The following is a 19,961-nucleotide window of genomic DNA, read 5'->3' as shown; positions in this document are numbered from 1 at the left end:
TCTCTTATTTTTAAACAACCATTTTTTCTATCGGGCACACTAAAATACCTTCTGCCCCATTATTTTTTAACTCATCAATAATTTCCCAAAATTCATTTTTATCTAATACTGAGTGTACCGAACTCCATCCTTCTTCTGCCAATGGCAATACAGTAGGACTTCTCATTCCTGGTAAAATATCTAAAATTCTGTCTAGCTTATTATTTGGTGCGTTTAAAAGAATATATTTTGATTTTCTTCCTTTTAAAACTGATTGAATTCTAAACTGCAGTGTGTTTAAAATCTCTTTTTGTACAGTATCTAATTTAGGTGAAACTGCTAAAACTGCTTCCGATTTTAAAATAACTTCAACTTCTTTTAAATTATTTTTAAATAGTGTAGAACCACTAGATACGATGTCACAAATACCATCTGCTAACCCAATATTTGGTGCAATTTCTACAGAACCGTTTATAATATGTAATTGTGTTTTAATATTTTTATCTGCTAAGAAATTTTTAACGGTATTCGGGTATGAAGTTGCAATTCTCTTTCCTTGAAAGTAAGATAACCCGCTATATTCTTCTCCTTTTGGTATTGCTAAAGATACTTTACATTTAGAAAAACCTAACTTTTCTATAAATTGAATATCTTCTCCTTTTTCTATCAAGAGATTCTCTCCAACAATGGCAGCATCTATAACGCCATCTTTTAAATATTGAGGAATATCTCCATTACGTAGATAAAAAACTTCTAACGGAAAATTACTTGCTGAGGCCTTCAATTGGTCTTTACCGTTATCAATTGAAATACCACAGTCTTTTAACATTTGCAGAGAATCTTTATTTAGTCTCCCTGATTTTTGTATGGCTATTTTTAATTTACTCATTTTCTTAAGTTTGATTTGAGTAAATCTTTTGAGAAGATAATTTCCTAATACCTTAGAAAACAAAAAACCCGTTTGATTTACTCAAACGGGTTTTAAAATATATTTTGTTTTTAATCAATACATCTTCAGTTCGCTTGAGTGCAAATATGATGATGATGATGTAATTGATTAAAATTCATGTTCTTATTTTTGTTGATACAAATATTTAAAATAATTTTTCACTTTTCCTAATTAAATTAAAATAAATTATATTTTATTTAATAAATCGTATAAGTTATCATCCTTTTCTAAGCCCATTTTTTTCTTAATCCTATATCTAACAGTTTCTACACTCCTAGGAGAAACATTAACTAATTGAGCTACTTCTTTACTCTTTAAATTTGAAACTATGTATGTACAATGTTTTAAATCGTTTACAGATAAACTAGGGGCTACATTTTTTAATTTAAAGAAAAAATCTGGTCTTGTTTTTTCAAATTGTATTCTAAAATCTTCCCACAATTCTTCTTCTGAAATTAAATTTAACAGCTTTTTATTTATTGTTATAAAATAACTAGATGCATTTAAATTATTCTCTAAATGAACTTCTAAATCTTTACAGATTTTTCTAATCGAATCATTATATGTTGATATTTTTAATACTCTAGAAAACAATGCTTGTTCATTCAGTTTTAATAAGTTTTCGTTTTCTTTTTTATTTTTAAAAAGCTCGCTGTTTTTTTCTTTTAAATCTACAATCAACCCTTCTAACTCACTATTTAGCTTTCTAATTTCCTTATTTTTTTCTTTATTTCTTTTCCAGTAAAAAACTTGCATTAGTACTAGAATTACTAACAAAACTATAGTCAAAATACTCCAAAATAATTGTTTTTTTTGATCTTTAATTATCTCATTATTTTTTTCTTTAAGAGTATTTTCTAACTCCAATTCACGAGTATAAAAATCTTCAATTCTTTTTTCGGATTCTTTATTTGCTTCTCGTAAACTATTACTTACGTTTTTAAAACGTTTTAAAGCTAAGTAATACTCTTTCTTTTCTTCATGAAGTTTTCCGTAAGTTTCATTAATTAAACTTGTAGTAAAATTATAACTATCATCTATAAAACTAATATTTTCTGCAATTTTTAAATTACGAAATGCATCTTCATAATTTTTTAATTTTAAATAGTTATCTCCAATAAAATAATGCATTCTTCTTAACCCTGTAATTTTCTCTTTGTATTTATTTAATAAATTTAAAAATTCAAAAGCATATTTATTTGATTCTTCCCATTCTTTTCTCCTTCTTGAATTAACCGTTAAATTATAATAAGCATCAATTAATTGAGGTATTTCATTTATTTTTTTATAATTAACAACTGCTTTCTCAAATAAAAATTTGGCATTTTTATAATCTTTACTACTCTTTGTAATTGCAACACCCCTAGAATTAAAAATTGTTCCTTGTAAAAGAACATCTTCAGTTTTCACTGCTAATTCATAAGATTTCAAAAAAAACTCTTCTGCTTTATTATACTTTGTTAAGAATAAATTTTTTACTCCTTTTAAATAATATACTTTACTTTTTATTGAATCTTCCTTTACTTCAAGTTTATTTAGCTTTATAAAACCTAAAATACTATCTAATAACTGTCCATCTTCAGTTTTCTGGAACTTGTAATAATCTTTTACTACTTTTTCTTTATAATCTTTTACTCGTAATCCCTCTACTTGACTAGATATAGCTTGGGGAGCTATTAAAAATATTATTAAAAAAAACAAAAGTGATTTGTTACTTTTCATCCTATATTAATGGTTTTTCAGATACTTCATTTATACTACAGGTAGCTATTTTTAGCTTTACATCCCTGTTTTTTGTCTAATTTCAGTACAAAAACACATCAAATCTACTACACTCATTTTAATTCTAGTTTGAATAAATATCTTTGCCTTGAAATTATTAGTTATTTCCCCTTACTATAATTTTATTTTTGTTCAAAGTTACCAAAGTATAATGATGTATTTTTCCCCTTATTAATTTCCTCGTTAATCATTTTGGTAACTTTTTCTTTCTTATACTATATTATCATTTTTCTATATTTTTATTTAATAATTAATCACTTCCACTATTAAGTTTTATTTTAATAAACTACTTTTAAAACAAAGCGCAATAATAAATATTTAAGTGTTTAAACACCCTATAAATTAATCATTTTTATTTTAATTGTATATAATTTATCTAAGATACTTTTAAATCCCATGACTATAAAGCCATATTAAACAATATACTATATTACCTTACATCGTGATTAAAAAGTATCTGTAAATAAAAAGACCACCTTAAATAGGTGGTCTTTTACTATATTATTTTAAAGTTTAGAGCATTAAGCTTTAAATGTAATTTTACGCATACGTAAACTTTCAGGTGTAACTTCTAAATATTCATCACCTTTAATATACTCCATACATTCTTCTAAAGAAAAATCAATTTTTGGAGCAATTTTCATAGCATCATCTGTTCCAGACTTACGCATATTTGTTAACTGCTTTCCTTTAACTAAGTTTACAGCCATATCATCAGCTTTGCTATTTTCTCCAATTACTTGACCAATGTAAATTTCTTGATTAATATCAATGAAGAATTTACCTCTATCTTGTAAACGATCTAAAGCATATGCTGTTGCTTTACCTGCCGCAGCAGAAACAATAGCTCCTTTTACATCTTCAGAAAAATCTCCTTTATAAGGACCATATTCTGAAAAACGGTGATTAATAATCGCTTGACCAGAAGTCGCTGTTAAAATTTTATTACGTAAACCTATTAATCCACGAGATGGAATAGTAAATTCTAGATGTTGTAAATCTCCTTTAGGTTCCATTACCATTAAATCTCCTTTACGTAAAGAAACTAAGTTTACGGCCTTAGAAGCAACATCTTCTGGTACATCTATAGACAATGTTTCCATTGGCTCATGTTTCTTACCATCTATTTCTTTAATAATTACTTGTGGTCTACCTACCTGTAATTCATATCCTTCTCTACGCATTGTTTCAATCAATACAGATAAATGTAATACTCCACGTCCGTAAACATTAAACTTATCTTCAGAATCTGTAGTCTCAACTTTTAACGCTAAATTTTTCTCTAATTCTTTAAATAAACGATCACGTAAGTGACGAGATGTTACATATTTACCTTCTTTTCCAAAGAAAGGCGAGTTATTAATTGTAAACAACATACTCATGGTAGGCTGATCAATCTCAGTTCTAGGTAATGCTTCAGGGTTTTCTAAATCAGCAATCGTATCACCAATTTCGAAACCTTCAATACCTGTAATAGCACAAATGTCTCCACAAGGAACTTTATCTACTTGAACTTTACCCATTCCTTCGAATACGTGCAATTCTTTAATTCTTACTTTTTTAGTTGTACCGTCAGCTTTACATAACATGTAATCTTTACCTGCTTCTAAATCTCCTCTAAAAACACGTCCAATAGCAATTCTTCCTGTAAAAGAAGAAAAGTCTAAAGAAGTAATTTGCATTTGAGGAGTTCCTTCATTGTATTTAGTTTCTGGAATAGAATCTAATACTGCATCTAATAAAGGTACGATGTTATCCGTTTCATTTTTCCAGTCAGTACTCATCCAATTGTTCTTTGCAGAACCATAAATAGTAGTAAAATCTAACTGCTCTTCAGTAGCTTCTAAAGCAAACATTAAATCAAAAACTTTTTCGTGAACGATATCAGGAGTACAGTTTTCTTTATCTACTTTATTAACAACAACTATAGGCGTTAATCCTAATTCTAAGGCTTTTCCTAATACAAAACGAGTTTGTGGCATTGGCCCTTCGAATGCATCAACTAATAATAAAACACCATCAGCCATTTTTAATACACGCTCTACTTCTCCTCCGAAATCGGCGTGACCAGGTGTATCAATTACATTGATTTTAGTGTTCTTATAGTTTACAGATACGTTTTTAGAAAGAATTGTAATTCCTCTTTCACGCTCTAAGTCATTATTATCTAATAATAAATCTGTACGCTCTTTACGATCATCTAAAACTTTAGCTTGATCTATAATTTTATCTACTAAGGTCGTCTTTCCGTGGTCAACGTGCGCTATAATAGCGATGTTTCTAATTGGTTGCATTCTTAATTATTTTGAAGCTGCAAAAGTAGTGTTTTAAAAATGAATACGATAGCGAAGTTGAATTATTTTTCTTCTTCTATAATTTCATCATCCCCCCTAAAAGAACTAGGAAGTATATCTGGTATAAATTTTATAAGCAGTGGTAATAGTAAAGCTCCTCCTGGCAACATAAAAACCGTAAACGCAGGAATAGCTTTACATATGTCTAACATTTGTTCTTTTACCTTACTTTTTTCTTCTTCAGATAAATTTGTTGTAATAGACTTCTTTATCAAAAAGACTAGCTCTTTGCTTTCTTGAAGCTCTTTTGCTAGTCTTTTTTTATTTTTTTGAATAGACTCTTTTATTTCATCAACTGTACTCATTAGAGCTTACGACGTTTTCTTTCGGTTTTCAATAAATTTAATTCTCTCGAAGTTTGTCCTGCTACTGAAGTATTTTCTTCTGCTCTACGAATTAGATATGGCATAACATCTCGTACTGGCCCAAATGGGACATACTTAGCTACATTATATCCTTCTTTAGCTAAATTAAAACTAATATGATCACTCATACCATATAATTGACCAAACCACATACGCTTATCGTTTGATTCTATATTATATTCCTTCGCTAAATCCATTAATAAATAAGAGCTTTCTTCATTGTGAGTTCCTGCAAAAATCGCCATATTTTTATGCTCCATCATAAAACGAACAGCTTCATTATAATTATCATCTGTAGCTTGTTTATCTTTACATATTGGAGATGGATACCCTTTTTCTTCTGCTCTTTCTCGTTCTTTTTCCATGTATGCTCCACGCACTACCTTCATACCTATATGGTATCCTTTTTGGTGTGCTTTCTGGTATAAATCGCGTAAATACTCCATGCGATCGTGTCTATACATTTGTAACGTATTAAACACGATGGCTTTTTCTTTATTATACATTTCCATTAACTCTTCAATCAAATCATCAGCTGCATCTTGCATCCAACTCTCTTCTGCATCTATCAATAACGGAACATCTTTTTCTGCCGCAGCTTTACATACAATATGAAAACGTTCTACAACTCTCTTCCACTCTATTTTCTCTTCTTCTGTATGCTCTTCTCCTTCTGTTAATTTCTGATATAAAGCAAAACGCCCAAAACCTGTTGGTTTAAATACAGCGTATGGTATTGATTTTTTCTCCTCAGCAAAATCAATAGTTTTCAATGTCATTTGTAAAGCATCATCAAATTGTGCTTCATCTTCTTTTCCTTCTACAGAATAATCTAAAATACTGTGCACATTACCGCGATCGTACATTTTTTCTATATTAGGCAAACAGTCATCTTCTGTTACTCCTCCACAAAAATGATCAAAAACTGTTGAACGAATTAAACCTTCAACTGGTAAGTGTGCCTTTAAAGCAAAATTAGTTACCGCAGTTCCTATACGAACCATTGGTTGGTTTTGTATCATTTTAAACAAAAAATATGCTCTCTCTAACTCTGAGTCAGATTTTAATTTAAAAGCAGTTTCGGTGTTGTCAAAAAGTCTCATTATCGAGGTAATATTATTATTTGATTTCTAAGACAAATATAACCGACCTATATGATATATTTTAATTTTTTCTATTTAATTTCGCTCCTAAATTATAGATTTAAATGACTTCTATTCAAGCAGCAACATACCCTATTCATTTTGAAGAAAAAGCATATTCAGAATTAGCTATTTTAATTCGTAAGAATAACTATTCTTCTATTTTTATTTTAGTAGATGACAATACATTAATGCATTGCTATCATCGATTTATGAAATTGTTAGAAACAGATAAAATAATTGAAGTTATTCAAATTGATGCTGGTGAAATACATAAAAATATTGAAACTTGTGTTGGTGTTTGGAACGCAATGACCGAATTAGGTGCTGACCGAAAAAGCTTATTAATTACATTAGGTGGTGGTGTTATTACCGACTTAGGTGGTTTTGTTGCTTCTACCTTTAAACGCGGAATTGACTTTGTTAATATTCCAACTACACTATTAAGTATGGTAGATGCTTCCGTTGGAGGAAAAACTGGTGTTGATTTGGGTGTTTTAAAAAATCAAATTGGACTCTTTGCAAATCCTGAGATGATTGTTTTAGATCCAGAATATTTGCATACTGTTACTCCAAGAGAAATTAGATCTGGTTCTGCAGAAATTATTAAATACGGTATGACACACGATATTCGTTTATTTAATGAAATTAAAGACAATCCTGAATTAAATATTATTGATTTAATTCACCGCTCAATTGAAATAAAAAACGAGGTTGTTTTAGAAGATCCTAAGGAGAAAAATGTTCGTAAAGTTTTAAACTGGGGGCATACGATTGGACACGGTGTTGAATCTTACTTTTTAGAAAGTGACCATAAAGAAAATTTAACCCATGGTGAAGCTATTGCCATAGGTATGGTTTGTGAAGCTTATATTTCTTCTGAAATTTTAGGCTTTCCGAAAGACAAGCTTCAAGAAATTAAAAATGCCATTCATACTATTTATGATAAAATAGAAATTTTAGAAGGTGATTTTTCTTCTATTATGGAATTAATGAAACACGATAAAAAGAACATTGGTGGAGAAATTAATTTTGTCCTTTTAAAAGACTATGAAGATTTTAAAATTGATTGTAAAGTACCATCCAATTTAATTATAGATAGTTTAAAGTATTATAACATATAAAAAAAGGCGAGAAAATTTCTCGCCTTTTTTTATATGTTATACTGTTACTGAACAGCTTTTATATATTTCTTCATACACTGGTAATATATTTTCTAAAGAGAAGAGCTTTATATGTTCTTTTGCATTTTCTTTAAATTGATTTAAGATGTTTTCATCTTTTAAAATTTTAATTGCATTTTTTGCCATATCATCTACATCTCCCAAATTGCTTAAATACCCTGTTTTACCTGGGATATTTACTTCTGGTAATCCTCCTGTGTTAGTAGATATTACGACAGTACTTGCTGCCATAGCTTCTAAAGCTGCTAATCCGAAACTTTCTGTTTCAGATGGCAATAAAAACACATCTGAATAACATAAAATTTTCTCAACTTCATTACTATTTCCTAAAAACAAAACTTTATCTTCTAATCCAAATTCATTTACTAAGTTTTCTGCTTTTAAACGCTCTGGACCATCTCCAACCATTAATAATTTTGATGGTATTTCTTTTTGAACTTGGTTGAATATTCTAATCACATCATCCGTACGCTTTACAGGCCTAAAATTACTTACGTGTGTTAAGATTCTTTCTTCTGGCTTGGCTAAACCTATTCGTTTACATTCGGTCTGATGTGCTTTATCATATTTTTTACCATCAATAAAATTATAAACTACTTTTATATCTTTTTCAATATTAAATAAACGTAAAGTATCTTTTTTTAAACTATTAGAAACTGTTGTTACTTCGTCTGATTTATTAATACTAAATTCTACAGCTGTTTTATATGTTGGGTGACTTCCTACTAAAGTTATATCTGTACCGTGTAACGTTGTTACTACTTTTACATTTATACCTTTATCTTCTAACATCTTTTTAGCCATATATGCTGCATATGCATGTGGAATTGCGTAATGTACATGTAATACTTCTAATTGATGCTTTTCTACAACTTCAACCATTTTACTAGACAATGCTAGTTCATATGGTTGGTATTGAAATAATGGATATTCTTCTAACACTACTTCATGAAAATGCAATCGGTGTGAAAAAAAATCTAATCGAACTGGTTGATTGTATGTTATAAAATGTACTTCATGGCCTTTATCAGCTAATGCCATTCCTAACTCTGTTGCTACTACTCCACTTCCTCCAAAGGTTGGATAACATACAATTCCTATTCTCATGTATTAGGTTTTATTTTTTAGTGTTATTATTGACGTAAATTTACGTTTTTACTTACGTTTTTTTGTGAAGAAAAACATAAAAAAATCCCGCTGAAAAGCGGGATTTAAATTTTATCTATAAAACTATTTTTAATAGTCTCTTAATGTTGCTGGATTTTGTGCTAATGATTCTTCTAATTGCTCATCATTTGGTGCTTTACCATGCCATGCATGAGTATGCATCATAAAATCTATACCATTCCCCATTTCTGTATATAATAATACACAAACTGGTTTTCCTTTTCCTGTACGAGATTTTGCATCTGCCATTCCGTTTAAAATAGCTTCAACATTATTTCCTCCTTTTACTTCTAATACATCCCATCCAAAAGCTTCAAACTTAGCTTTTAGGCTTCCCATAGCTAAAACTTGGTCGGTAGTACCGTCAATTTGCTTTTCGTTTACATCAATCGTTGAAATTAAATTATCAACTTTTTTTCCTGCTGCATACATTGCTGCTTCCCAAATTTGACCTTCTTGTAATTCTCCATCACCATGTAATGTATATACAATTTTATCATCTCCATTAAGCTTCTTCGCTTGAGCTGCTCCAATAGCAACACTCATACCTTGCCCTAAAGAACCTGAAGCAATACGAATACCTGGTAAACCTTCATGCGTTGTTGGATGCCCTTGTAAACGAGTATCTAATTTTCTAAATGTTGCTAACTCAGCAACTGGAAAAAATCCACTACGTGCTAACACACTATAATATACTGGCGATATATGTCCGTTTGATAAAAAGAATAAATCTTCATTTTTTCCGTCCATTTTAAAATCAGTAGAATACTCCATGATTTCTTGGTAAAGACAAGTTAAAAATTCTGCACATCCTAAAGATCCTCCAGGGTGCCCTGAGTTTACTGCATGTACCATACGCACGATATCTCTACGTACTTGTTGTGTAAATTCTTGAAGCTGTTGTGTTGTTGGCATTATTGTTTTGTTTTATCTCGACAAAAGTAACTGTTTAAAAAACAATTGCCAATTACTTTTTTTTAATTCTTTTAAAAAAGGGTTCGATAGTTTTAAAGTTCTTTTTTATGTAATTTTATTTTTTAGAATTTTCTGTTTCAACTCTTTGTTTTTATGCACTTCAAAGAGCCTTCATACCTAACTAGATGAGAAATAATTATAGTCTATCTTAATGAAAACAGTAACCTTACCATTTACAGAGCCAAAATAGAATCTATTTTTTCTTTTATCAACTATTATCTATCAGAACAAAACTTCTTTTCCATGCTCTTTAGTTCAAAAAATCTCTCTATAGGTTTATTAGAATTAAGTCTTCTTTTTTTAACTTAAATTAACATAATTGGGTTTAGCAATTTAGTAGATTGCAAAAAAAAATTAATCAAATGAAACACCTTTTTTTACTACTATTTACATGCTTAACATTACACGTCTTCTCTCAAGATAGTCCCAATTGGTTAAGGCACTCCTCAATATCTCCAGATGGAAAAGAGATTATTTTTACTTACAAAGGCGATTTATATAAAGTTCCTTCAACTGGTGGAAATGCAACTCAATTAACTTTTCATAAAGCTCATGATTATAAAGCTATTTGGAGTAAAGACGGTAAAAAAATTGCTTTTGCTTCAAACCGTTATGGTAATTTCGACATTTATATTATGGACGCTAGAGGTGGTGAAGCGAAAAGATTAACTTTTCATTCTAGTAACGAAATTCCTTTTTCTTTTTCAGCAAATAACCAAGATGTTATTTTCGGAGCACAACGTCAAGATGACGTAAAACATAGACAATACCCTACAAGATCACAACCAGAATTGTATAGTGTACCTGTAACAGCAGGGCGAGTTCATCAATTATTAACAGTACCTGCCGAATATGTTCAAGTATCTAAAAATGGTAACACCATGTTATACCATGATAAAAAGGGTGGTGAAAACGAATGGCGTAAGCATCATAAATCATCAATTACCAGAGATATTTGGAGTTATAATACTAAAAGTAAAGCTCATAAAATGATTACTTCTTTCGCTGGGGAGGATAGACATCCTATCTTCTCTCAAGATGAAAAGAGCATGTATTATTTAAGTGAAAAAAGTGGAACGTTTAATGTTCATAAAATGAATATTAATGGTACTAATCAAGATCAACAACTAACAAATTTCAAACTGCACCCAGTACGTTTTTTAAGTATGGGTAATGGTATCTTAAGTTTTGGATACGATGGTGAATTATACACTATGAAAGAAGGCGGAAAACCTTCAAAAGTAAATGTTATTATAAGAACTCAAAGCAAAGACAATAGAGATAAATTTATATCTATCAATGGAGGAGTTAATGAAATGGCGATATCTCCAAACGGAAAAGAGATTGCTTTTATTTCTAGAGGTGAAGTTTTTGTAACTTCTGTAAATGAATCTTTTACTAAAAGATTAACTAACACACCAGAAAGAGAACGCTTTGTAACTTGGACACCTGATGGGAAATCGGTAGTATACAGTAGTGAAAGAAATGGGAAATGGAGTATTTATAAAACAGAAAAAGTACGTAAAGAAGAGCCTTTCTTTTTTGCTTCTACTTTAGTAAAAGAATCTCCTATTATTGAAAATAAACTAGATAATTACTTACCTGAGTTCTCTCCTGATAGTTCTAAAATAGCTTTTATTGAAGGAAGACGTACCTTAAAGGTAATGGACTTAAAAACTAAAAAACAAGTAACTTTATTAACTCCAAAAGATTTATTCCACATGAGAGATGGTGATAAATATTTTAAATGGAGTCCAGATAGCAAATGGTTGTTAGTTGATTGGAGCAAAACATTAAGTAATAACGAAGTGTTATTGATGGCTGCTGATGGTTCTAAACGTATAAATTTAACTGAAAGTGGTTATAGTGATTACTCTCCGAAATGGGTTAACGGCGGAAAACAAATGCTATGGTTTAGTAATAGAAATGGATTAAAATCGTATGCTACTAGTGGGCAATCTCAGTCCGATGTATATAGCATGTTTTTTACTCAAAAAGCTTGGGACAAATTTAACCTTAGTGATGAAGAGTTTAAATTGATGGAAACTATTGAAGCCTTACAAAAAAAGGAGAAAGACAAGAAAAAAGATGCTGACAAGAAGAATAAAAAAGACAAAAAGAAAAAAGGTAAAGACAAGAAAAAAGTAAAACCACTTACTTTCGATTGGGATAGCATGAAAGATAGAACAAAAAGATTAACTATTCATTCTTCTAGTCTTGGTGACGCTGTACTTTCAAAAAAAGGTGACGTCTTATATTATTTAGCTCGATTTGAAGGAAAAATGAATCTTTGGAGTACAAATTTACGTACTAAAGAAACTAAAATGGTCTTACGATTAAACGCTAATTTCGGTTCTTTACAATGGGATAAAGAAATGAAAAACTTATTTCTTTTAAGTGGTGGAAAAGTTTCTAAAATTGACCCAGCTAAAAAGAGTAAAAAACCTGTAAAAATTAGCGGTGAAATGCTATTAAATACAGATGCTGAAAGAGCAGCAATGTTTAATCATGTATGGATAAGAACCAACGCTATTTTTTACCATCCAGATTTTCATGGTGTTAACTGGAACAAAATGAAAATAGAATACAAAAAATACTTACCTTCTATTGGTAACTCTTTTGAGTTCTCTGAAATGCTTTCTGAAATGTTAGGAGAATTAAATGTTTCTCATGCTGGAGCTGGATATAGTTCAAGTATTAAAAATGCAGATGCAACAGCTTCTCTTGGTGTTTTTATGAATTACAACCACAAAGGAGATGGAATTTTAATAGATGAAGTTATAAAAGATGGTCCATTAGATAAATCATCTTTCAATATTAAAGCTGGAATGCTTATTGAAAAAATTGACGGAGTTACTGTAAATAAAAACGAAGATGTTGCTAAGTATTTGAATAGAAAAGTAGGAAAATTCGTTTTACTTGACATAACCGATCCAAAAACAAAGAAAAAACAAACCATAACTGTAAAACCTATCTCTTTAGGTCAAGAAAAACGTTTATTATATAAAAGATGGGTGAAAATTAACGAAAAAGAGGTTGATAAACTAAGCAATGGAAAATTAGGTTATGTTCACATTCCTGGAATGAGCGATGGCCCATATAGAAGTATTTATAAAGATATTATGGGTAAATTTTCTGAACGAAAAGGAATTATTATCGATACCCGTTTCAATAGTGGAGGTGATTTAGTGGCTGACTTGGCTATGTTCTTTACAGGAGTTCCTTTTATTTCGTATGAAACAGAAGCCAAAGTAGTTGGAGGCGAGCCTACTTCGCGTTGGACTAAACCAACATTATCTATTTTCAATGAAAGCATGTATTCAGATGGACATTGTTATGCTGCTGGATATACAGATCTTAAAATTGGAAAAACTGTTGGTATGCCAGTACCTGGTACTTGTAGTTTTGCTGGATGGGAAGGTTTACCTAACGGAAGCTACTGGGGTGTTGTACCAGTAAGTGCTAAAGATAAATCTGGAAAATGGATGGAAAACAATCAAACAGAACCTACGATTAAAGTGAAAAATATGCCTAGTATTATTGTTAAAGGTCGCGATCAACAATTAGAACGATCTGTCTCTGAAATGCTAAAAGACATCAAGTAGTTTTAAATATACTCAAAATAACAAAAGGTTAAAGTTTATACTTTAACCTTTTGTTTTATAAAATAAATAATAATTGAATTAACATCTTTGTTTTACTTAAAATGAAGCTCGTTGATAGTTATGTATACTTTCAATAATTTTAACGGAGTTGGTTAAGCAAATTATTCAAAAACAAAACCTTCAGCGAAGTTCGCTGATGGCTCTGCACTAGAACGAAACCTTCAGCGAAGCTCGTTGAATGAATTGTATAAAAACAAAACGCTCAGCGAAGCTCGCTGAACGTTTCGTAAACTTTTGAAAGCGCCAGCGAGCTTCGCTGATGGTTTCGTTGTATATTTATTGGATCAGCGAACGCCGCTGATCATTTCAATGGAAATTGTTTAGGTTTTTTGCTTTTTCTTCTTTGCTGCTGGAAAAAGTACATTATTTAAAATTAAACGATAGCCTGGTGAAGTTGGGTGTAAGTCTAATTCTGTTTTAGGGTCTCCTACTCTATGTTGATAATCTTCAGGATCGTGGCCTCCATAAAACGTAAACATTCCTTTTCCTTTTGTTCCGTGAATGTATCGACCTTCTCCGTTGGTTGTATTTTCTCCTAAAACCATAATCGTTGGTTTTATTGTTTTACGATCAAAAGAAGTTGTTTGCCCCATAAACGCTTTTACCAATTGTGTATGATTTTGCGTTAACATGGTTGGAACCTGATCCCATTTTGCAGAGTACTCTTTTAATGTAAAATAATCTACTTCTTTTTTTATTCTACGTTTACGAGTCATATCTATAGAAGAGAACTCATAAGTTGTTGGGTTACGAATTAATTCGAAATCTTTAAAAGCAAAGGTTTTATTGAAATCTATTTTCGATTGATATCTCGGTTCTGAAGCATCTCCGTCGAACATTCCTTCACAAATATCAACTCCATCAGCAGCCAAAGCAATATCAAAACTATCGGTTGCCGAACACATGGCAAACATAAACCCACCTCCTATTACATAATCTCGTATTTTTTTTGCCACTGCCCCCTTTTCTTCAGATACTTTAGCATATCCTAACTTTTTAGCTAAAGCCTCTGCATCTTTCTTTTGCTGTATATACCAAGGTGCAGTTCTAAATGCCCCATAAAAGCGACCATATTGTCCTGTAAAATCTTCATGGTGTAAATGCAACCATTCGTATAACAACAACTTATCATTCAACACTTCTTCATCGTATATTACATCAAATGGAATTTCAGCATACGATAAAACCATCGTTACAGCATCATCCCATGGCATTTTACCCTTTGGTGAATACACTGCTATTTTTGGAGCTTTTTCTAAAGTTACTGCTTCTTGATTTTTTGATGGTGAAGAAATTTCTTCTAAAATTAATTGGGATTTGGCATCTGATATTATTTGGTATGAAACTCCTCTAATTTTACATTCCTTTTCAACAGAGTCATTATTCTCCATTAAAAAAGCGCCTCCGTCATAATTTAATAACCATTTAGCTTTCAATCCATTTTGCAAAGCATAATACACTATTCCGTATGCCTTTAAATGATTTTTTTGATTTTCATGGCTCATTGGCACATAAATAAATGAAGCCCAAATTGAGTTTGAAAATAACAGCAATGTTACTATGTATATATATTTTCTCATTCTATTTTTAAGAATTTATTTTCTTCAATAAGGATTCTCCTAATTTTGTTATTAAATAAATTTCGTATGGGCTTTCATAAATATAAGACATAAGCCCACTTCCTATAATAAGATCACTATTTTTTATTTCTATTAGTCTTAGTCTTACTAAATTATCCAGTAATATTAACTGCACTTCAGGATCAATACCTTTCATTTCTTCAATTATTTTTTTCTTATTAAAGAAACTAAGTGCTCTTTGAGTTGAAATTTCTTTATTTATAGACTCTAGTAAAATTATTTCATCACAAGATAAATGATTTAAAATTTGAATGAATATATTATTACTATCAAATTTATTTTGAGGGTCTAAAGAATTTGATAATAGCCTCCCCCAGCTATCTTTCATAAAATCATTTTCTTCATATGAACTATATTCCAATAAAGTAAATAAATCTTTTACAGGTATCCTTTTAGGTGTTTCAATTCCTTTTTCTTTTAAAAATTCTTTTGCTTTTAAAATAATGTTTACTTTATTTTTAAACCTCCAGAACTCAACTTTATCAGTTAAAACTCCTGTTACTTCTATTAAAGGAGATGCTATTATTTTTTCAACAAAATTTAATGCCTTTTCTGAAGCTTGACCTATTCCAGTTAATTCCTTTTCTTTCATATGTAAAAACTAAAATACACAATTACTATGTAGCAATTGTGCATTTTAAATTATTTTATGAATTGTTTATTATTCTAAAATGGAACATCATCATCACTTGGACCAAAAGCGTCTTCTGGCGACGTAAAATTACTAGATGAAACTTCATCGTTAAAACTAGAGTTCATACTCGATTGAAACTCACTACTAATTCCTTCTTCTAAATCTGAGAATAAAGCTAAATGACCTGTAAATTTTAAACGAATATTATCCATCCCACCATTACGGTGTTTTGCTACAATAAACTCACCTTGGCCTTCACATGGTGAATGATCATCATCATCCCATTCTGTCATTCCGTAGTATTCTGGTCTAAAAATAAACGATACAATATCCGCATCTTGTTCAATTGCACCAGATTCACGTAAATCTGATAGTAATGGACGTTTAGATCCTCCACGAGTTTCCACCGCACGAGATAACTGAGATAAGGCTATTACTGGTATACTTAATTCTTTTGCTAATGCTTTTAAGTTTCGCGAAATAGTTGATATTTCTTGTTCACGATTTCCTCCCGCTCCACCAGCTGTCATTAACTGTAAATAATCAATCACTATTATTTTTACATCGTGTTGCGATACTAAACGTCGTGCTTTTGCACGTAAATCAAAAATCGAAAGCGCAGGAGTATCATCAATAAATATAGGAGCATCAGAAAGTTTTTTAACTTTTACATTTAACTGTTCCCATTCATGTGGTTCTAAATTTCCTTTACGTAATTTTTCCGATGTTAATCCTGTTTCCGAAGAAATCATACGTGTTATTAACTGTACCGATGACATCTCTAGCGAGAAAACGGCTACTCCATGACCAAAATCAATCGCCATATTTTTAGCCATTGAAATTACAAATGCTGTTTTACCCATACCCGGACGTGCAGCAATAATAATTAAATCGGAAGGTTGCCATCCTGATGTTAATGCATCTAATTTGGTAAATCCAGTAGCTAAACCACTCATTCCTTCTTTACCAGATATCTCTTGTATTTTAGTAATTGATTGTTGTACTAGTGAATCGGCTCTTTCTGCTCCTTTTTTAAGATTTCCTTGTGTTACTTCAAATAACTTCCCCTCTGCCTCATCTAATAAATCGAAAACATCTACTGTTTCATTATAAGCACTCTCTATAATTTCAGATGATATTGTAATTAACTTACGTTGTATATATTTTTCTAAAATAATACGTGAGTGAAACTCAATATGTGCAGATGATGCTACTTTTTGTGTTAAACCTATCAAATAAAAATCACCTCCAGCAATATCTAACTTTCCATTTTTCTTTAACTGATTTGATACAGAAAGTAAATCAATTGGTTCTGAATTTTGGAAAAGCGTATAAATTGCTGCATATACTTCTTGATGACGTTTATCATAAAAAGCTTCTGGGTGTAAAATATCAATAACTTCATCAATACCTTTTTTATCAATCATCATAGCACCTAAAACAGCTTCCTCTAACTCTAAAGCTTGTGGTGGTATTTTTCCTTTTTCAAGGCTAACAATTCTAGCTTTGTCAATTTTTGTTCCCCTAACAGAATGCGTTTTTTCCATGACAACAAATGTAATTTTTTATGATGATATTTATAGGAGCAATATTCATTTTTCTTTTTACACAAAATTGCAAACAAAATTGTTATTAACTTGTTGATAACGTTTCAACTTTCTTATTTTTGACGTTATGAGGTATTCAAAAAAACAATTAATTTTAGCCCTAGCACTTCCTTTTCAGGTGTTATTTGTTCAATATTTAAGTCAAAAACCTCAATGGATTGAACACTATTATAGCAATGGAATATATCCTTTTATTTCTAGGTTCTTTCGATTTATTTTTGGTTGGCTTCCTTTTTCTTTTGGTGATATTTTAGGCTTTGTTCTATTATTCCTATTCATTAAAGCTATTTATCGTTTATTTAAAACTAGGTTTAAAAATAGTATCCCTCAATTATTAAAATTCACTTCAATTTTATCAGTTATTTATTTTTGTTTTTACGCTTTCTGGGCATTGAATTATTTTCGTGAACCATTAGCAAAAAATCTTAATCTTCAACAATCGTCTTATACTACCGATGAGTTAGTTTTAACTACTAAAAAAATTGTTAATAAACTAAATATGATTCATTTACAAATAACTAAGAATGATTCTGTACTAATTGAAGTCCCTTATTCTCAAAAAGAGATTTATAATTTAGCTCCTAAAGGTTATCAAAATTTATCTAAAATATATCCACAACTTATTTATAAAACTCCTTCTATAAAAAACTCATTGGTTAGTTTATTTCAATCTTATAACGGAACTTCAGGCTATATTAACCCTATTACTGGTGAAGCTCAATTAAATGATATGATTCCTAAAACTGGCTATGCTTCTACTACTTGTCATGAAATGGCACATCAAATTGGTTGGGCTGCTGAAAATGATGCTAACTTTGTTGGTTTTTTAGCTTCTATTGCCAACGATGATTTATATTTTAAATACTCTGGGTATAGAATGGCTTACAATTATTGTATTAGTCAAATTTATAAACGCGATAAAAAAATAGCTCTTGAAATAAGAAAAACAGTTAACAAAGGAATTTATAAAGATTATAAAAACAGTTACTTACACTGGAAAAAATTTGACAACCCTATTGAACCTTATTTCAAAAAAGGTTATAACTCTTATTTAAAAGCAAACAATCAAACTAAAGGAATTAAATCTTACAGTTACGTAGTAGATTTGTTAATTGCTTATTTTAAACAAATAAACTAAACTCAAGTAATTCCTCATACTTAAAAACTTAAATTTATGTAGATTCTTTAGTTGATAAACGAATTTACAAAGCCCTAAAATTAATTGATAAAATACATTTGAAATAGCTATTTTTGAAGCTTATAAAACTTATAACAATGAACAAACAACATATTATTGATAGATTTGTAAAATATGTAACTATTGATACAGAAAGTGATCCTAATAATCCAGCATTTCCTAGTACTGAAAAACAATGGGACTTAGCTAGAGTTCTTGAAAAAGAGTTAAAAGAAATAGGAATGGATGATGTTGATTTAGATGAAAATTGTTATTTAATGGCTACATTACCTAGTAATTTAGACTACGAAGTTCCTACCATAGGTTTTGTTGCGCATATTGATACTAGCCCTGACTTTACAGGTGCAAACGTAAAACCGCAAATTCATGAAAACTATGACGGAAAAGATATTCTTTTAAATAAAGAGGAAAACATTGTTTTATCTCCTGATTATTTTGAAGACTTATTACAATACAAAGGACAAACCATTATTACTACAGATGGTACCACTTTACTTGGTGCTGATGATAAAGCTGGTGTTACTGAAATAGTATCAGCAATGGAGTATTTAATTCAACATCCAGAGATTAAGCACGGTAAAATTAGAGTATGTTTTCCCCCTGACGAAGAAGTAGGTAAAGGAGCTCATATGTTTGATGTAGAAAAATTTGGTGCAAAATGGGCCTATACTATGGATGGTAGCCAAATTGGTGAATTAGAATATGAGAACTTTAATGCAGCTGGTGCTAAAGTAACTATTGAAGGTAAAATTGTACATCCAGGTTATGCGAAAGGTAAAATGATTAATTCTATGCTTATTGCAAATGAATTCATTAATGCTTTACCTGAAGATGAAGTTCCTGAAAAAACAACTGGTTATGAAGGATTCTTTCACTTGCACCACATGGAAGGTTCGGTTGAAAAAACCACTTTGCAGTACATTGTAAGAGATCATGATATGGATCAATTTAACAATCGTAAAAAAGCAATGTTAGATTTAGCTGAAGTATTAAATGCTAAGAGTGGTCAAAAATTAGTTTCTGTAGAGATGAAAGATCAATATTACAATATGAAAGAAAAGGTTACTCCGGTAATGTATATTGTTGATATTGCTGAAGAAGTTATGAAAGACATGAATATAACTCCTTTAATTAAACCTATTCGTGGAGGAACTGATGGTTCTCAATTATCATACAAAGGTTTACCATGTCCTAATATTTTTGCTGGTGGACATAATTTCCATGGACGTTACGAATACGTTCCTGTAGAAAGTATTATTAAAGCTAGTGAAGTAATTGTTGGTATTGCTCAAAAAGTAGCAACAAAATTTAAATAATATT

The 19,961-nt window shown here is 30.3% G+C and carries 14 protein-coding genes; 4 read left to right on the top strand and 10 right to left on the bottom strand.

The window, feature by feature from the left end; translation table 11 throughout:
* Positions 1 to 10: 10 nt before the first annotated feature.
* From hisG to Q0881_RS03805, 5 genes are all read right to left on the bottom strand, one after another.
* Complete coding sequence (hisG, locus tag Q0881_RS03825; RefSeq protein WP_299157141.1) at positions 11 to 868, bottom strand: ATP phosphoribosyltransferase; 858 nt, start codon at positions 866 to 868, stop codon at positions 11 to 13.
* Between the two features lie 246 nt (positions 869 to 1,114).
* A complete protein-coding gene (locus Q0881_RS03820) occupies positions 1,115 to 2,650 on the bottom strand; it encodes a hypothetical protein (RefSeq protein WP_299157140.1) in 1,536 nt (511 codons plus the stop codon).
* 581 nt (positions 2,651 to 3,231) lie between these two features.
* Entirely contained in the window at positions 3,232 to 5,004 is a 1,773-nt protein-coding gene (gene typA, locus Q0881_RS03815; protein WP_299157139.1) for a translational GTPase TypA, read from the bottom strand.
* Between the two features lie 62 nt (positions 5,005 to 5,066).
* On the bottom strand, positions 5,067 to 5,369 hold the full coding sequence (locus tag Q0881_RS03810; RefSeq protein WP_299157138.1) for an LETM1 domain-containing protein: 303 nt from the start codon (positions 5,367 to 5,369) through the stop codon (positions 5,067 to 5,069).
* Positions 5,369 to 6,535, bottom strand: coding sequence for a proline dehydrogenase family protein (locus Q0881_RS03805; protein WP_299158120.1), 1,167 nt, complete (start codon positions 6,533 to 6,535; stop codon positions 5,369 to 5,371). Before Q0881_RS03805 ends, Q0881_RS03810 begins: the two co-directional genes overlap by 1 nt.
* A gap of 101 nt (positions 6,536 to 6,636) precedes the next feature.
* On the opposite strand from Q0881_RS03805, the gene aroB reads away from it, so the two are divergent.
* Positions 6,637 to 7,695, top strand: coding sequence for a 3-dehydroquinate synthase (gene aroB / locus Q0881_RS03800; RefSeq protein ID WP_299157137.1), 1,059 nt, complete (start codon positions 6,637 to 6,639; stop codon positions 7,693 to 7,695).
* Positions 7,696 to 7,731: 36 nt separating this feature from the next.
* On the opposite strand, the gene bshA is transcribed toward aroB, so the two are convergent.
* Positions 7,732 to 8,862: an N-acetyl-alpha-D-glucosaminyl L-malate synthase BshA gene (gene bshA / locus Q0881_RS03795; RefSeq protein WP_299157136.1), complete on the bottom strand. Its 1,131-nt coding sequence runs from the start codon at positions 8,860 to 8,862 to the stop codon at positions 7,732 to 7,734.
* A 129-nt stretch (positions 8,863 to 8,991) separates the two neighbouring features.
* Positions 8,992 to 9,837, bottom strand: a complete 846-nt coding sequence (locus Q0881_RS03790) for a transketolase (RefSeq protein WP_299157135.1) — start codon at positions 9,835 to 9,837, stop codon at positions 8,992 to 8,994.
* 422 nt (positions 9,838 to 10,259) lie between these two features.
* Here Q0881_RS03790 and Q0881_RS03785 point away from each other — a divergent pair, with 422 nt between their 5' ends.
* Positions 10,260 to 13,502, top strand: a complete 3,243-nt coding sequence (locus Q0881_RS03785; RefSeq protein ID WP_299157134.1) for a S41 family peptidase — start codon at positions 10,260 to 10,262, stop codon at positions 13,500 to 13,502.
* A 380-nt stretch (positions 13,503 to 13,882) separates the two neighbouring features.
* Here the strand turns inward: Q0881_RS03785 and Q0881_RS03780 are convergent, their stop codons facing one another.
* The 3 genes from Q0881_RS03780 to dnaB all read right to left on the bottom strand — a co-directional run bounded on the left by Q0881_RS03780 (position 13,883) and on the right by dnaB (position 17,383).
* The gene (locus tag Q0881_RS03780; RefSeq protein WP_299157133.1) at positions 13,883 to 15,142 is read right to left on the bottom strand and encodes an asparagine synthetase B; all 1,260 of its coding nucleotides are present in this window, start codon (positions 15,140 to 15,142) and stop codon (positions 13,883 to 13,885) included.
* Positions 15,143 to 15,149: 7 nt separating this feature from the next.
* Positions 15,150 to 15,794, bottom strand: a complete 645-nt coding sequence (locus tag Q0881_RS03775; RefSeq protein WP_299157132.1) for an Abi-alpha family protein — start codon at positions 15,792 to 15,794, stop codon at positions 15,150 to 15,152.
* A gap of 74 nt (positions 15,795 to 15,868) precedes the next feature.
* The gene (dnaB, locus tag Q0881_RS03770; protein ID WP_299157131.1) at positions 15,869 to 17,383 is read right to left on the bottom strand and encodes a replicative DNA helicase; all 1,515 of its coding nucleotides are present in this window, start codon (positions 17,381 to 17,383) and stop codon (positions 15,869 to 15,871) included.
* A 127-nt stretch (positions 17,384 to 17,510) separates the two neighbouring features.
* Here dnaB and Q0881_RS03765 point away from each other — a divergent pair, with 127 nt between their 5' ends.
* The gene (locus tag Q0881_RS03765; RefSeq protein ID WP_299157130.1) at positions 17,511 to 18,581 is read left to right on the top strand and encodes a DUF3810 domain-containing protein; all 1,071 of its coding nucleotides are present in this window, start codon (positions 17,511 to 17,513) and stop codon (positions 18,579 to 18,581) included.
* 137 nt (positions 18,582 to 18,718) lie between these two features.
* A complete protein-coding gene (gene pepT, locus Q0881_RS03760) occupies positions 18,719 to 19,957 on the top strand; it encodes a peptidase T (protein ID WP_299157129.1) in 1,239 nt (412 codons plus the stop codon).
* Positions 19,958 to 19,961 lie beyond the last annotated feature (4 nt).

The organism is uncultured Tenacibaculum sp., assembly GCF_947494125.1.
Classification (GTDB): Bacteria; Bacteroidota; Bacteroidia; order Flavobacteriales; family Flavobacteriaceae; genus Polaribacter.
Note: the sequence above shows the minus strand (reverse complement) of the source record. Positions and strands in the feature narration are given on the sequence as shown.